Origin of the sequence: Mesorhizobium sp. M0870 (genome assembly GCF_040319775.1) — a bacterium.
Lineage (GTDB): Bacteria > Pseudomonadota > Alphaproteobacteria > Rhizobiales > Rhizobiaceae > Mesorhizobium.
This window is the reverse complement of record NZ_JAMYOI010000015.1, coordinates 114529-129092: the sequence shown is the minus strand read 5'-3', so window position 1 is coordinate 129092 and position 14564 is coordinate 114529. Positions and strand designations below refer to the sequence as shown.

Annotated in this window: 15 protein-coding genes and 1 pseudogene; 4 read left to right on the top strand and 12 right to left on the bottom strand. The window is 64.5% G+C overall.

Features of this window, described 5'->3' with window-relative positions:
- Positions 1-107 precede the first annotated feature (107 nt).
- From NKH97_RS19490 to NKH97_RS19470, 5 genes are all read right to left on the bottom strand, one after another.
- Entirely contained in the window at positions 108-2093 is a 1986-nt protein-coding gene (locus NKH97_RS19490) for an AI-2E family transporter (protein WP_352441252.1), read from the bottom strand.
- A 153-nt stretch (positions 2094-2246) separates the two neighbouring features.
- Positions 2247-3314, bottom strand: coding sequence for a D-alanine--D-alanine ligase family protein (locus NKH97_RS19485; protein ID WP_352441253.1), 1068 nt, complete (start codon positions 3312-3314; stop codon positions 2247-2249).
- 24 nt (positions 3315-3338) lie between these two features.
- Positions 3339-3956, bottom strand: a complete 618-nt coding sequence (locus tag NKH97_RS19480; RefSeq protein ID WP_352441254.1) for a cysteine peptidase family C39 domain-containing protein — start codon at positions 3954-3956, stop codon at positions 3339-3341.
- 94 nt (positions 3957-4050) lie between these two features.
- Complete coding sequence (locus NKH97_RS19475) at positions 4051-4566, bottom strand: hypothetical protein (RefSeq protein WP_352441255.1); 516 nt, start codon at positions 4564-4566, stop codon at positions 4051-4053.
- A 190-nt stretch (positions 4567-4756) separates the two neighbouring features.
- Positions 4757-5185, bottom strand: coding sequence for a VOC family protein (locus tag NKH97_RS19470; RefSeq protein WP_352441256.1), 429 nt, complete (start codon positions 5183-5185; stop codon positions 4757-4759).
- A 328-nt stretch (positions 5186-5513) separates the two neighbouring features.
- Here NKH97_RS19470 and NKH97_RS19465 point away from each other — a divergent pair, with 328 nt between their 5' ends.
- Entirely contained in the window at positions 5514-5816 is a 303-nt protein-coding gene (locus NKH97_RS19465; protein ID WP_352441257.1) for a hypothetical protein, read from the top strand.
- Here the strand turns inward: NKH97_RS19465 and NKH97_RS19460 are convergent.
- From NKH97_RS19460 to NKH97_RS19450, 3 genes are all read right to left on the bottom strand, one after another.
- Entirely contained in the window at positions 5793-6992 is a 1200-nt protein-coding gene (locus NKH97_RS19460) for an aminotransferase-like domain-containing protein (protein ID WP_031213765.1), read from the bottom strand. The two genes, NKH97_RS19465 and NKH97_RS19460, sit on opposite strands and share 24 nt — an antisense overlap.
- Before the next feature lie 140 nt (positions 6993-7132).
- Complete coding sequence (locus tag NKH97_RS19455; protein ID WP_023813845.1) at positions 7133-7585, bottom strand: GNAT family N-acetyltransferase; 453 nt, start codon at positions 7583-7585, stop codon at positions 7133-7135.
- A gap of 64 nt (positions 7586-7649) precedes the next feature.
- On the bottom strand, positions 7650-8402 hold the full coding sequence (locus NKH97_RS19450; protein WP_031213766.1) for a pyridoxamine 5'-phosphate oxidase family protein: 753 nt from the start codon (positions 8400-8402) through the stop codon (positions 7650-7652).
- 35 nt (positions 8403-8437) lie between these two features.
- Here NKH97_RS19450 and pdxR point away from each other — a divergent pair, with 35 nt between their 5' ends.
- Entirely contained in the window at positions 8438-9862 is a 1425-nt protein-coding gene (pdxR, locus tag NKH97_RS19445) for a MocR-like pyridoxine biosynthesis transcription factor PdxR (protein ID WP_023813847.1), read from the top strand.
- A 50-nt stretch (positions 9863-9912) separates the two neighbouring features.
- On the opposite strand, the gene NKH97_RS19440 is transcribed toward pdxR, so the two are convergent.
- The gene (locus NKH97_RS19440) at positions 9913-10407 is read right to left on the bottom strand and encodes a hypothetical protein (protein ID WP_031213769.1); all 495 of its coding nucleotides are present in this window, start codon (positions 10405-10407) and stop codon (positions 9913-9915) included.
- A 75-nt stretch (positions 10408-10482) separates the two neighbouring features.
- Between NKH97_RS19440 and NKH97_RS19435 the strand changes: the two genes are divergently transcribed.
- The gene (locus tag NKH97_RS19435; RefSeq protein ID WP_502895812.1) at positions 10483-11124 is read left to right on the top strand and encodes a DUF922 domain-containing Zn-dependent protease; all 642 of its coding nucleotides are present in this window, start codon (positions 10483-10485) and stop codon (positions 11122-11124) included.
- Positions 11125-11205: 81 nt separating this feature from the next.
- On the opposite strand, the gene NKH97_RS19430 is transcribed toward NKH97_RS19435, so the two are convergent.
- Complete coding sequence (locus NKH97_RS19430; RefSeq protein WP_023813850.1) at positions 11206-12264, bottom strand: Gfo/Idh/MocA family protein; 1059 nt, start codon at positions 12262-12264, stop codon at positions 11206-11208.
- Between the two features lie 50 nt (positions 12265-12314).
- Positions 12315-13019 carry an SDR family oxidoreductase gene (locus NKH97_RS19425; RefSeq protein ID WP_023813851.1) on the bottom strand — a complete coding sequence of 235 codons (705 nt, stop codon included), beginning with the start codon at positions 13017-13019 and terminating at the stop codon, positions 12315-12317.
- 127 nt (positions 13020-13146) lie between these two features.
- On the opposite strand from NKH97_RS19425, the pseudogene NKH97_RS19420 reads away from it, so the two are divergent.
- Positions 13147-14039 (top strand): annotated as a pseudogene (locus NKH97_RS19420) (LysR substrate-binding domain-containing protein).
- On the opposite strand, the gene NKH97_RS19415 reads toward NKH97_RS19420, so the two are convergent.
- On the bottom strand, positions 14036-14497 hold the full coding sequence (locus NKH97_RS19415; protein WP_023813853.1) for an Lrp/AsnC ligand binding domain-containing protein: 462 nt from the start codon (positions 14495-14497) through the stop codon (positions 14036-14038). The pseudogene NKH97_RS19420 and the gene NKH97_RS19415 sit on opposite strands and share 4 nt — an antisense overlap.
- Between the last annotated feature and the right edge of the window lie 67 nt (positions 14498-14564).

Sequence of the window (14564 nt, the reverse complement as noted above, 5' to 3'; positions counted from 1 at the left end):
GTGAAGACGAATGGGCCTCCCGGAAATCGACATCGGTCTGAACTATTTTCCGCAATTCGTGCCTGGCTTGTCGACCCCGACACTGCCGAAGAAGGCGAAGGCAGGGCCTAACCCGCCGCTGCCGCCGTGACCTTCTTGGACGCGGCCCGCTGTCGCCGCATGCGCCGTTTGGCGACAAGCTTGAGCGCGACCGGCGGCTCGTTTGACAGCGCGCCCAGCACGGCGTCGACCATGCCATGCGCCACGAAATCCGCGTTCATGTCACGGGCCAGTTTGTCGGCCGTCTCCTTGTCCTCAGCAGCGGCCTCCGACCAGAACACGATTCCCACCCGAAGTGCGGCCTTCGCGCGCTTCAGCCGGCGAACCAGGAAACGGGCGTGCTTGACGGAATCCCGGTTCAGGAATCCGACCACGACGGTGTCGACGGTTTCGAGCTCAAGGCGGCGAATGCTGGCGGGCTCCATATCTGCAAAGCCGGCTTTCGATACCGTCGCGCCCTGAACCTCCAGCACCTGCGCCAGCATCGCGGCGGCGGCGTCGTCGAGCTCGCCACGCCCACCGGCGCAAAGCACGGACATATCCGTGCCATCGGGCAGGTCGGTCTCGTCTTCCCCGTTGGGATCGCCATCGTCGCTCGCCTCTGCAGCCACGGGCGGCTCCTCCTCCTCGCCTGCCTCCTCCTGCGCGCTGTCGTCGAGATTGGCTACCAGCATCAGGGCACTGGCCGCCACCTGCCGCCTTTGCAAATCGCCCATGACGCCGCGCACACGGTCCTGTTCGCCCAGCAGAAGCGCCGGAATGGCAACCTTGTCATAGAATTCGACCAGATATTTCTCCTCCAGCATCTCCTCGGCATGATCGGTGGCTTCTTCCGGATCGCCGGCCAGCAGCCGCTGGTACAGGCGCGCATGGGGTTCGAGCACGGGCTCGTTGCCGAACAGCACGTCGAGGAATTCAAACTGCGGCACGTGCCGGCCCAGCACCACCAGGCAGACGGTGAGCGGTGTCGACAGGATCAGCCCGAGCGGCCCCCAAAGCCACGTCCAGAAAATCGCCGCGACGATGATCGCCAGCGGCGACAGTCCTGTCCGCGAACCGTAGAGCCAGGGTTCGATGACATTGCCGGTGATCAGCTCCATCACCACGAACAGGGCGGCCGTCCACAGCACGAGCGACCAGCCCGGCGCAACGGCCAGCGCCAGGAACAGCGGCAACAGCATGCCTATGATGGGGCCGATATAGGGAACGAAACGCAGCGCCAGTGCCAGCAGCCCCCACAGCAGCGCATTGGGAATACCGAGGGCCCAGAGCCCGATCGCGATCGGTATGGCGTAGACGATGTTGACGACCAATTGCATCAACAGATAGCGGCCCACCCGCTTGGCGGCATCCTGAAGCGCTTCAGTGGTGCGGTGGAGGTCGCCATAGCCGACAAGCCGGATGAAGCGGTCGCGCAAATCCTCCCGCTCGAGCAGCATGAAGATGACGACGACGATGATCAGCCCGGCCGACCCAAGCGGGCTGATCAGCGGTCCAACGATGTTCTGCAGGACCTGGAGCGGCCTTTCTCGGGCGACGATCTCGACCGGCACCGGCTCGCGCGCAGGCTTTTCCGGGGTGGCAGCCGGCAGCGAGGGGTCCTGCCTGTCGATCTCCTGGCCGACCCGCTCGACCACCTTGCTCAGTCTGGCAAGAATCCCGCCCCCCACCCCGGTTTCCTTGAGCGAGCGGATCTTGGTCAGGATGTTGGTCTGGTAGACTGGGATGTTCTGCGCCAGTTCGCTGACCTGCGTGGCGACGATGAAGGAGAACAGGCCAAGGGCCGCGAAAGCGCCGAGCACGCTGGCAATGACGGCGGCAATTCGGGGGATACCGACCTTTTTAAGAGCTGAGACAAGCGGCGCCAGGGCGAAGGTCAGCAGCAGCGCGATCGCGATCGGCAGGAAAACCTCGCGCCCGAAATACAGTGCCGCCACTGTCGTGACGATGGCCGCCACATTGGGCAATGAGGTTCGCGGATGAAGGGCGGCCGCTGAAAGGGCGTCCCCCGGCCCATCTGCCGGAGACGCCGTGCCGTTTCGACGATTGGCCACGTGATGCCTCCCTGCCAAATGCCATGATCGGGCATATAGAGCCGACGTGCAACTTTAGCCAACGGTGAAATACACCTCACTCAACAGGCAATGATCCGGCCCGCGTCGGCCGCTCTCAACGCGCGGAATGGAAGTCAGGCTCGCTCGTTCGGATCAGCGCGCCGCATGCCTGGCCAGCGCGTGCTCGATCAGCACGTCGATGGTTTGGCTGTAGCCGATGCCTGATGCCGCCAGCGCCTTGGCGTACATCGAGATGTCGGTGAATCCGGGAATGGTGTTGACCTCGTTGACGAGCAGGCTGCCATCGGCGCGCAGAAAGAAATCGACGCGCGCCATGGCTTCGCAGCCAAGCGCCTGGAATGCCCGCCGCGCCATATCCCTGGCCTTCTCGGCCACATCGGCCGGGATATCGGCGGGCACCTTGACCAGCGCGCCGTCGGCATCGAGATATTTGGCCTCATAGGTGTAGAAGCCATGCTTGCCGGCCGGAATGATCTCGCCGGGCAGCGACACCGTCAGCGACCCGTCGGCGCGCTCCAGCACCGAGAACTCGATCTCGCGACCCTCGACGAATTCCTCGATCAACACTTTGCCGTCGTAGCGGAAAGCCGTGTCGATGGCCTGCTCGAAGCCGTCCCTGTCATTCACCTTGCTGACCCCGAAGGACGAGCCCTGGCGCGCCGGCTTGGCGAAGAACGGCAGGCCGAGCATCCCGGCAATCTCCTGGAAGGAATGCTTGCCGTTTCGATGCACGGTGACGGAGCGGGCAACCGCCAATCCCGCCTCGCGCATCAGCCGCTTGGCGACATCCTTGTCCATGGCGGCGGCCGAGGCGAGGATGCCGCAGCCGACATAGGCGACATCGGCGACCTCGGCATAGCCCTGCACCGAGCCGTCCTCGCCGAACGGCCCGTGCAGCACCGGGAACACGACGTCGATGGGGGGCAGGTCAGGCCGCGTACCGTCCGGCGACACGGCAGCCAGCCGGCCCTTGCCGCCGGGCAACAATGCAACCTCCGGGCCGTCTTCGGATGCCGGCGCCCCTGCCGCGTCATCAAGTTGTTGCAGCAGCCATCTGCCGCTTCGCGAAATAGCGATCGGCACGATGTCGTAGCGCGTCCGGTCGATCGCCTTCAGCACATTGGCGGCCGACAGGCGCGACACGTCATGCTCGGCCGAACGCCCGCCATAGAGGATGGCCACTCTTGCCTTACCGGTCATCGAAATCCCTCGACTGTCAAAAAATCAAATGGCGACGGCAATGCCGCGATTGGCGAAGAAGCGATCGAAATCGGCTGGCGCCAACACTGCGTCTGCCTGTGTGGCGGGGTCATGGCCGGACGGGTTGTGGAAGCGGAAACCCTGGTTGGATGCCGCCGTGACCAGCACCAGATGACCGCCCTTCGAGGGCGGCTCGCGCTCGGGCCAGCGGATCGAACTGCTGACCGACGCGATGAAGAAGCGCGTCCGCTGCATGATCGCCGGAATCTCCGCCGTCGCGACATTGGTCACCACCTCGGCCCGGAGTCCAAAAACCTCTTTCACGAAGCTGACGAAGGGCGCGTAGACCAGCCCCTTGATCGATCCCCCGTTGACGACATAGCCGCCATATAAGGTGCAGCGCCTGGCAAGCTCGATCGTCGGCACGATCTCGCCGCGGCTTGCCAGGATCATCTTCAGGCACGCCATGCCGCAGATGTTGGCCGCCCAGACCGCATACTCATCAAGGGTTTCCGCCCCGGATCGCCTCCACAGCGGATCGCGCCTGAGCGCAACATCCGCGCCGTCGGCGAGCACGTCCAGCGTCAGGTCGGGCGTCTCCCACTGGCTGAAAAACGGCACGGTTTCAGGCAATGGGCTCATGCGGACTCCTCGGGGGGCTGGTCCATCTTGTATACGAGGATACGAGATGGATGAAAAGCCGCTTAGGCCCGTTTGGCGAGCCGTGCGCCGCCGCCTACTCGGCCTTCGTCCAACCGAAAACCAGCCATGCATATTTCGATTTTTCGTCGGGTTCGACAGTGTAGGTCATCTGCATGTCGCCGTCCTTGGCGTAGATATCCAGCCGGGGCGCGGTCTCCAGCTTGAGCCACGCCGAACTCTTGCTGAAGGACCAGGCTCCGCACCAGACGCAAGGCCCCGACGTCGGATCACCCGGCTGATGAAAATTGTAGCGGCCGTCCGCCGTGATCTCCAGATAGTCGAACGCCCCGTAAAACGCGGTCACCGTCTGCTGGAATTCATTGGCGGCCGCTTCCTGTTCCGGTGTCGGCGCATCCTTCATATCGCGCGGCGGCCGGATGGCCCCACCGTTCAGTTTCCATTTGCCGACAAAATCCTTCTCGGTCGGAAGATATTCCTCCTGCGCCTGCGCCGATGAAACATAAGCAAAAGGTGATATACTTGTGAGGCCAACGGCCCCGATCGCAAATAAAAGCGTGGCGGCACAGATCGCCCTTGTTGGGTTTTGCATAAAAAATATATCTCCACGGGGGTAAGGGGAGTTTTATTGAGGATTTTGCAGCGCGCGTTGCTTCGATACCGATTCCCGCTCGCCATTTGCACGGTTAGCATCGTGGCCACCAATCTGGCAACGCAAAGCAGCCTCTCTCTCCAGCATCGCCCCATGCGGCCGCGATCCCGGCCGGCTGAATATCGGCAGCTTAGAAGGTGATCTTCACCGAAGCGGCGCTGCGACTATGCGGGCCGTGATGGACGGCCTCGATGTTGTTGCCGTCGGGATCGAGCAGGAAGGCGGCGTAATAGCCGGGGTGATAGGGCCGTTCGCCCGGTGCGCCATTGTCCGTGCCGCCAGCCGCCAGCCCGGCCTTGTAGAAGGCGTCGACCATGGCGTGGTCCTTTGCCTGGAAAGCCAGGTGATGGCGGCCGGTGAGTTTTCCCTGTGCGGCCCGGCTGTCGGCAGTGGAGACAAACAGCTCGTCGGCCCAGAAAAAGTCGGCGCCGCTGCCGCCAATCGGGGCATCGAGCGCCTGCAGGACCGCCTCGTAGAAACGCCGGCTGGCCGCAAGGTCCCTGACCACCAGTTGGATGTGGTCGATGAGCCGGCCGCGATGCAATTCCTGGGTTTCCATGAAAACGCCTCCTCGTGTGGGTTCGAATTTAGGTTCGGACAGGGCGTCGTCAATGCGGATACTCCTTCCGTCCAGCAAACAAAAGGCCCGCTGGGAGGGGATCCAGCGGGCCTTTGGAAAGCATCTCTAGCCTTCAGAGGTCTGAGGGGGATCAGACCTGGTAAGAACCTTTGTTGGCCGCGGAGGTTCCACCCGAACAGAAAAATGCCAACGCCCGGTCGAAACCGCGGAATTCGAGCGGTGGAGGCGATTTCTTTCGCGAGACCACTCTCAGTTTGGAACTTTCCGCTCGCAACCGGGTTTGGTGGCGCGGTGGGAGGAATTGCGATTGGATTGTTTTCAGAGGCTCGAAGCGCTTGTCGACAGCGCCGGTGTCGACGATATCGAGGAAGCAACCGCTCTGCTGCGCCGGTTCAAGGGCAGGTCGCGCGAGGTCGCGGCAGCCATAGATGAGTTCATGCTCGATTTCATGACGTTGGTCTTCGTCGTCGAAAACGGCGAAGAAGGTTTCGAAAAGCCGGTCCGCAAGCTCGCTCGCACCAGGCTTTCAAAGCTTGAGCGGCTGGTGACTGTAACGGCGGAGGCAAAGCCGGCTTCCGGCGCCGGCCTATCCCTTCAGGATGGCGGCTAGCCTGGGAATGCCTTCGCTCACCGCGCGCCGGTCGGCGAGCGTGAAGGACAGCCGCAGCGTGTTGCGCCCGGTGCCGTCGGCATAAAACGCGCTGCCCGGCACGAAGGCGACGCGCGCCTCCTTGACCGCCCGCGCCAGAAGCTCGGTGGCGTCGGCCCCTTCCGGCAGCGTCACCCAGACGAACATGCCGCCTTCCGGATGGCTCCAGGTCACGCCTTCCGGCATGTGGGCTTCCAGTGCCGAGAGCAGCCCGTCGCGGCGCTCACGATAGGCGCCGATAAGTTTTTCCACCTGGCCGTCGAACACGGCTTCGGCGACGCGATGCATCACCACCTGGTTGATCGACGGGCTATGCAGGTCGGAGGCCTGCTTCATCAGCACCAGCTTCTCGACGATTTGGCGCGGCGCGCACACCCAACCGACCCGCATGCCCGGCGACAGGATCTTCGAGAACGAGCCGCAATAGAGCGTGCGCGCCTTGTCGATACCGCCGGACCTGATGCAGTCGAGCGCCAGGATCGGCGGCTCGCCTTCGCCGTCATAGCGCAGCGCGCGATAGGCGGCATCCTCGATGACGGCGATGTCGAGTTCGCCGGCAAGGTCGAGCACCGCCTCGCGCTGCTCACGGTTCAGCGTGTTGCCGGTCGGGTTGGCGAAATCCGGCACCAGATAGGCGAACTTGGCCTTGCCGCCATTTGCAGCCGCCGCCGCGCGATAGGCATCGGGCGTCATGTTGCCGCCGGCCGGGGTCAGCCGATCGTAGCGAGGCTCATAGGCGTTGAAAGCCTGCAGCGCGCCCAGATAGGTCGGCCACGTCACCAGTGCGGTATCGCCCGGCGACAGGAACAGTTTGCCGAGATAATCCAGCGCCTGCTGCGAGCCGGAGGTTATGAAGATGTTGGCCTCGTCACAGGCGACGCCGAGCTTGCCCATCTGCCCGGCGAGCCAGCGCCGCAACGGCAGATAGCCTTCCGAGACCTGGTACTGCAGCGCCGCACCCGCCTCGGCGCCGCCGAGCACCGAAGCATAGGCGTCGCGGATCGCCTCGGCCGGGAACAGCGCGGGATCGGGAATACCGCCGGCGAACGAGATTATGTCTGGCTGGTCGAGCAGCTTCAGGAGCTCGCGGATTTCGGACGCTTTCATGCGCGATGAGCGCGAGGCCAACAGATTCATAAGGGTCACGACACGCCTCCCCAGACGCTGCAATATAGGTCAACTTGGCTGACCTATATCAGTCTTTGCCGGCGCTTTGAATAGGGCTGAAAGCCGTCCGCTATGCGCCAGCCGCTGTCCGGGCGGGACGGGGCGGGAAACTACAAGGTTCTCTTATAGCCGAGATGGCTGCCGGTGAAGCCGAGGCTCTCATAGAAGCGGTGCGCGTCAGCGCGCGACCTGTCGGTGGTCAACTGGACGAGGCCGCAGCCGCGCACCCGGCACGCATCGATCGCCCATTCGATCATCAGCCTGCCGACGCCCCCCGAGCGCCGGTGGCCGGCAACCCGAACCGCCTCGATCTGCCCGCGCCACGCGCCCTTGCGCGAGAGCCCGGCAAGGAAAGAAATCTGCAAGGTGCCAATCACCTCGCCGCCCTCGACAGCCACCGCCAGCAGTTGACTGGGATCGGCGTCGATGGCGTTGAAAGCATCGACATAGCCTTGCGCCAGCGGCAAGGAAGCGTCCTCGCGGCCGGCGCCAAGCGGATCGTCGGCCAGCATCGCGACGATATCAGGCAGGTCGGAGGCCTGCGCACGGCGGAAGGTGATCATGGTGTCGAGATATCGCGAGGCGGCGGCAGCGGCAAGATTTGAATACGCTCCCACTAGGCGCTGGCTAAACTTCGCCCTCATACGCCAGCTGCGCCTGCGTCAGCGCGTCATCAAGTCTCGCACCCTCGGCATATCTAGCCAGATTCTGCGGCCGCTCCACACCGGGCAGCAGCCTCGGACACGGCTCGGTGGCGCCGACCACCATCCGCACCGGGATGACGCCGGCCCACACCGGATGCCCGTAATCCTCCTCGTCGTCGCCGACGCCCTTGGCGCGCACTTTGGCCGACGCCTCCTCGATGCGCATTCCGATCACCATCGTCGCCTTGGCCTCCTGCACCGAGATCGGCCGCAAGGTCTCGCTCCGGCCGGGATAGAAGCGGTCGACGACTCCGGCCAGCGCCTTCAGTTTCTCATCAGGTTCGTCGATGATCCGCGCCGTGCCGAAACACATCGCCGAGCGGTAATTGGCGGAATGGTTGAAGCCCGAGCGCGCCAGCACCAGCCCGTCGAGATGCGACACCGTCAGACACGCCGGCGTGCCGCCGCGCAGATAGCGCAGCATGCGGCTGGCCGACGAGCCGTGCCAGTAGAGCATGTCGTCCTCGCGCCAGTGGATGGTCGGCGTGCAATAGGGCTGGCCGTCGAACGTATAGGCGACATGGCACAGAAGCCCGGCATCCAGCACCGCGAAGACTGCCGCATGGTCGTAGCTGCCGCGCTCGTGCAGGCGCTTGACGCGGTTGCGGCTGGTGGTCGGAAAGCTGGCTGGCGTGTCGTTCACGGCTTGCATCCTTGGTTGTTGTCTGCCAACCATGCGCCATGACATTGGTTGATAAAAGAACCAATCCGATGAAGAAAAAACAGACCAATTTGCCGGATTGGTCGGCGCTGATCCCGGTCCTGCCGGGCGACGGCCCGCGCAGCCGCGAGCTTTATGCGGCGCTCAGGCGGCTGATCGAGACCGGCGCGCTGGCCGCCGGGGCCAAATTGCCGACCACCCGGGATCTCGCACAGCGCTTCGGCCTGTCGCGTTCGGCGGCGGTTGCCTGTTTTGAAATCCTGGTCTCGGAAGGCTTCGCCGTCGCCAGGATCGGTGCCGGAACCTTCGTCGCGCCTGACGTGCCGCATCTGCCGACAACACTGGTCAAGGCGCGTCCGCCGGAGATCGACGCAGCCACCTCGCTGCCCTGCGGCCTTGGCGTGGCGGTGTCCGATCCGCGCACGCTTGATTTGTTTCGCATCCTTCTGTCGCGCCACCTCGCTCGCCCCGGGCCGGAGCATTTCCGCTATGGCGATCCCCGTGGCGGCCTGCCGCTGCGCACGGCAATTGCCACCTATCTCAGGACCGCACGCGGCGTGCGCTGCGACGCCGGCCAGATCGTGCTGACTTCGGGCACGCAGCAGGGGCTGGATCTTCTGGTGCGCGCCGCGCTCAGCCCCGGCGATGCCGTCTGGATCGAAAACCCCTGTTACCCGATGGCGCAGGCCGTGCTGGCCGGCAGCGGCGCCAGGGTTTTTGGGGTACCGGTCGACGCGGAAGGGCTCGATCCCGAGATCGGCGAAAGCCTGTGCTCCAAGGCGCGCGCGGCCTATGTCACGCCCTCGCATCAATATCCGCTCGGCGTGACGATGACGATGCGCCGCCGTCTCGCTTTGCTCGACTGGGCGCGGCGCAACGATGCCTGGATCATCGAGGACGACTACGACAGCGAGTTCCGCTATGCCGGCCCACCGCTGACCTCGCTGCAGGGCATGGACGGTTCAGACCGTGTCGCCTATCTCGGCACCTTCTCGAAAATCCTCTTCCCCGGCCTGCGCATCGGCTATGTCGTGGTGCCCGAAGCGCTGCTCGATGCCGTGATGGCGGTCAGGGCGCGCTCCGACCGCTTCCCCTCGACGCTGGCCGAAGGCGCGCTGACCGACCTGTTGAACGAAGGCCATTTCGCCGCGCATCTCCGGCGCGTGCGCCGCCGCGTCCAGGCCGCGCGCGACGTCCTGGTCGCCGGCCTCGAGGCGCATTGCGGCGATGCCCTCGAAGTAACCGTGCCCGAACAGGGGCTGCATTTGATGGCGACGCTGAAGGACGCCGGGCCGGACACCGCGATCGTCGAGGCGGCGAAGGCGGCGGGTGTCGGCGCCAGGGCCTTGTCCTCAATGTTCATCGGCGGGGCGCCCCGGCAAGGTCTGGTGCTGGGTTTTTCGGGGTTTTCGGACGAGGAGTTGATGGCCGCGACGGTGCGACTGGGTGGGGTGGTTCGGCAGCAAGCCCGGTGAGCCAACGAGAACCGCCTCATTGGTGCGCCGGCATCGAACTGTAGAGCCCCTCAATCCCCCTCCGCTGGCCCGGCCTTGCCGCACTGCGCCAGCACCTTGCCGATGGCCGCACTGGAGCCCTTCAGCGGAAAGCTGATCTCGCCATATTTGGCTGAACTGACCGACACATCGCCCTTCCCTCGCAGCAGGTCGAGCAGCGGATCGGCTTTCGCCAGATTGACCACGAAGTAGTTGTACATGGCCTCCAGCTGCAGCGTCTTCGTTACCGTCTTGCCGTCGGCCTTGAACGCGAACGAACCGCTGATGCCAGGCTCCAGTTGCTGGCCGGTGGCACCGAGATCGTAGCTCAGCACCGGCGTGTCGAAACAGGTCAGCATCAGATGCGCATCGCCTTTCGGCCCGCCGCAGACCGAGGCGGTCAGCACGCTGCCGCCCTCGTCTTCCTCCATCTTGGCGCTCCAGCCACCGCACGACGCGGCAAACGCCGGCTGCGCGGCCTGCAGGACCGCAACCGCACCGACGACGACGAGATGTCCAGCTCTCATGACTCCCCCCAATTGACTGCCTCCAGGGCATTTGCAGCGCCCGTCGGCAGCATATAGGAAAAGCGATCCGATGGCATGCCCGTTGCGGCAACCAGTCCTGTTTCGCGGAGAGTTGGATTGAAAGCCTGCGTTCGCCTGTGTCTGTCCTTTGCCGCCCTGCTGGCCTCGCCGCTCACCGCTCATGCCGAGTGGAAGCCGGTCGAGAAGATCGAGCCCTACGCGATCTCGGGCCGGTCCGGCGCCGAACTCTACCGCTCGATCGGCGAGAAAGGGCCAAAGCTCGGCATTGCCCGTGCCATCGCCTACACCAATTTCAAGCTGACCTGGGGGTTAAGGGACTACCGGCCCAGGGGCAAGGACTGCGTGCTGACGGCCGGGCGGCCGAAGCTGATCGTCACCTACACCTTGCCAAAACCCTCCGGCTCCCTGCCGCCCGCCGTCCAGAAGAACTGGGAAACCTTCATCGCCGGCGTCGCCGCCCATGAGAAGGTGCATGGCGCCAGCATGGTCCAGATGGTCCACGATATCCAAGCCGCTACGGACGGCCTGACCGTCGCCGACGATCCCAAATGCAGCAAGACAAGGGCCGAGGTGGTCAAGCGGCTCGACGCGATTTCGAAGGCGCGTGTGCAGGCAAGCCGAGATTTCGACCGCGTCGAATTCGGCGATGGCGGCAATTTGCAGAAACTGGTTTTTTCGCTCGTGACCGGCCCCTGACTGGCGCAGCCTCCAATCCGAAGTTGGCGGCAGTGCTATCTCGACCGCTGGCGCCCGCGCTCTCCGCCGCTTCGCCCCAGCTCACCGCGTTTCCGCACTCGCCCGCAGCTCCGCGCGCTTCTCGTCCGATACCACTGCCAGATCCAGCACCTGCTGCAATTCGGCGGCATGGCGGAAGGACGGTTCGGCTTGCACGCCGGATCGCACTGCGTCAGTGAAACGCTGGTAGTTGGTCGGCACCGTGCCGGCGTCGAGCTCTTCCCATATAGCGTTCTCGACGTTTTCGCCGATGCAGGCCTTGAGCGTCGAACCATCGAGATTGTGCACCACTTCGATGCCCCCCTTCTCGCCATAGATGCGCAGACGCAGCTCGTTGAGATGGCCTGTTGCCCAGCGGCTGGCATGCACCACGCCGAAGGCGCCGTTGGAAAAGTCCAGCGTCATGGCGAAGCTGTCATTGGCGTCGAGCCCGTAGTCGCCGATGCGGTTGCCGGGCGCCTTGTCGAAGGCGCGCAGCCGGCAGAAGACATGGTCGATGTCGACCGCGGCGCCATAGCTGGCGAAATCGAGGATGTGGATGCCGACATCGCCAAGCACGCCATTCGAGCCGTGGCCGCGCGACAGGCGCCACAGCCATTTCGGATCGGTGCGCCAGTCGCCCCAGAATTTCGACACCAGCCAACTTTGCAGGTAGGACGCCTCGACATGCCTGACCATGCCGATCTCGCCCGCCTGCACCATCTGGCGAGCCTTCTGCAGCGCGGCGACGTTGCGATAGGTCAGGTTCACCATGTTGACGATGCCGGCGGCCTCGGCGGCGTCGGCCATCTCGGTCGCCTTGCCGAAGTTTTCGGCCAGCGGCTTCTCGCACAACACCGGCTTGCCGGCGGCGATCAGCGTCATGGTGGTCGGGTGATGGATGCGGTCGGGCGTGACATTGGCCACCGCGTCGAACTCGCCCCATGCCAGCGCCTCATCCAGCGCGGTAAAGCGGTTGGGAATGTCAAAGCTGTCGGCGAACTCGCCGACCCGGGCCGGATCGACATCGACCGCGCCGACAATGTCGACGCCGTCGATGGCGATGAAGCGCCGCGCATGTTCCTGCGCCATCCAGCCGGTGCCGAGTATCAAAAGCCGCATTCTTTGCTCCTTGGGGTGAGATGCCGGAGTCCCCCTCCCGATCGACGCCCTCAAATAGCGCGGATAATGCCGCCGTCGACCCGGATGTTCTGGCCGGTGATATAGCCGGCGCCTTCCGAAGCCAGGAAGGCGATGGTCGCGGCGATCTCTTCCGAGGTGCCGTAGCGCTGCATCGGCACGCTGTCGCGGCGCTCCTCGGTGGCCGGCAGGCTGTCGATCCAGCCGGGCAGCACATTGTTCATGCGTACATTGTCAGCGGCATAGGTGTTGGCGAAGATCTTGGTGTAGGCGGCAAGCCCGGCGCGGAACACGGCGGACGTCGGGAACATCGGGCTCGGCTCGACCACCCAGGCGGTCGAGATGTTGATGATGGCGCCGCCCTTCTGCTTGACCATCTGCGGCGCCACGATGCGCACCGGACGGATGACGTTCAGCAGATAGACATCCATGCCGGTGTGCCATTGCTCGTCGGTGATTTCGAGGATCGGCGCGCGCGGCCCGTGGCCGCCGCTGTTGACCAGCACGTCGATGCGGCCAAAGCGCTCCAGCGTCAGGTCGACGAGGCGCTGTAAATCTTCATTGGATTGGTTGGAGCCGGTGACGCCGAGCCCGCCCAATTCCCCAGCCAGCGCCTCGCCTTTTCCGGAAGACGAAAGGATGGCGACCTTGAAGCCGTCCGCCGCCAGCCGCTTGGCCGCCGCCGCACCCATGCCGCTGCCGCCGGCCACCACCACAGCTACTTTTTCTACACTCATCGGATTTTCCTCTCAGGGTTGGCGGGCACCGCAAACGGTGTTTTCGGGAGTTGAACGTCGATATAGCTGGTTTTCCACACCGGTTCGAACCAGAATGCTTGAAATCAACCTGTAGAAAAACTCCTGCATGCCCGAAGCCTTCCTCAGCCTGCCGCCATTGAATGCGCTGCGCGCCTTCGAAGCCTCGGCGCGTCATCTCAACTTCCGCATCGCGGCCGAGGAGCTGAACGTCACTCAAGGGGCGGTCGCCCAGCACATTCGCGGGTTGGAAGCCGATCTCGGCACAAAGCTGTTCGAGCGGCTGCCGCGCGGCCTGGCGCTGACCGATGAGGGCCGCGCCTATGTGCCCAACATCCGCCGCGCCTTCGACCTGATCTCCGAGGCGACGCTGCTGTTGCGTCCCGAACCGGCGCGGCTGACGGTCAGCGTGACGCCAAGCTTCGCCACCAAATGGCTGATCCCGAGGCTGCACGACTTCGTCGCGCACAACCCGCTTGTCGACCTGCGCGTTCTGGCCAGCGAGAGCCTGTCGAGCTTCCAGGCCGATGGCGTCGACATCGCGGTGCGCCAGGGCCGCCCACCCTTCGGCGCCGGTCTGGTCGTCGACCTGCTGTTTCCCCAGCAGATCATCGCCGTCTGCAGCCCGGCCTTGCTGCCGGAAGATGCTGCTGAAATCGCAGCCTCCGAAATCCAGCACCATGTGCTGCTGCACGATGCCCACAATCTGTGGCCGGAATTCATGGAGAAAGCGGTAAGATGACGACCGAATTGAAACGGATGCGCTTCAACCAGACGGGCCTCGCCATCGACGCCGCCGTCGCCGGCCAGGGCATTGCGCTGGCCAGCCGCTTCCTCGTCGCCGCTGATCTCGCCACGGGCCGCCTGGTTCAGCCCGTCAGCGGCGAAATGCGCGGCACGCAGGATTTTTATGTCGTGATGCCGAGAAAGCAGCGGCACCCGGAGCCGACGCAAGCGGTGCGGCAATGGCTGCTGGATGCGGGGGAACGGCCGCCGGTCTAGATCGGCAGCAGGGCGTCGGGCTTCACATTGGCGATCGAGGCGTAGGTGTGCGTTTCCCGCACCCCGGGCAGCGGCAGGATGACCCGCTGCAAAAAATCCTGGAACATCGCCATGTCGGCGATGCGCGCCTTGACCAGATAGTCGAAGCCGCCGACCACCATGTGGCATTCGATGATCTCGGGCGCCCGCAGAACCGCCTCGGCGAAGCGGTCGAAGACATGCGGCGCCGTGTGGTCGAGCCGCACCTCGATGAAGACGAGCTGCGCCTGCCCGATCCGAGCAGGATCGAGCACCGCGCGCACGGCGCGGATGAAGCCTTCGGCGAACAGCCGCTTGACGCGCTGCGTCGCCCCGGTCGGCGACAGGCCGACCCGCCGCGCCAGATCGAGCGTCGTGCGGCGGCCGTCCTCCTGCAACAAACGCAGCAGCGAGCGGTCGATACGGTCGAGATCGTCCATTTCAGGATTCACGCTTTGTGAGCCGGGCACGCGTGATAGTCACGCCAAAATAACGAAAACAGCATAT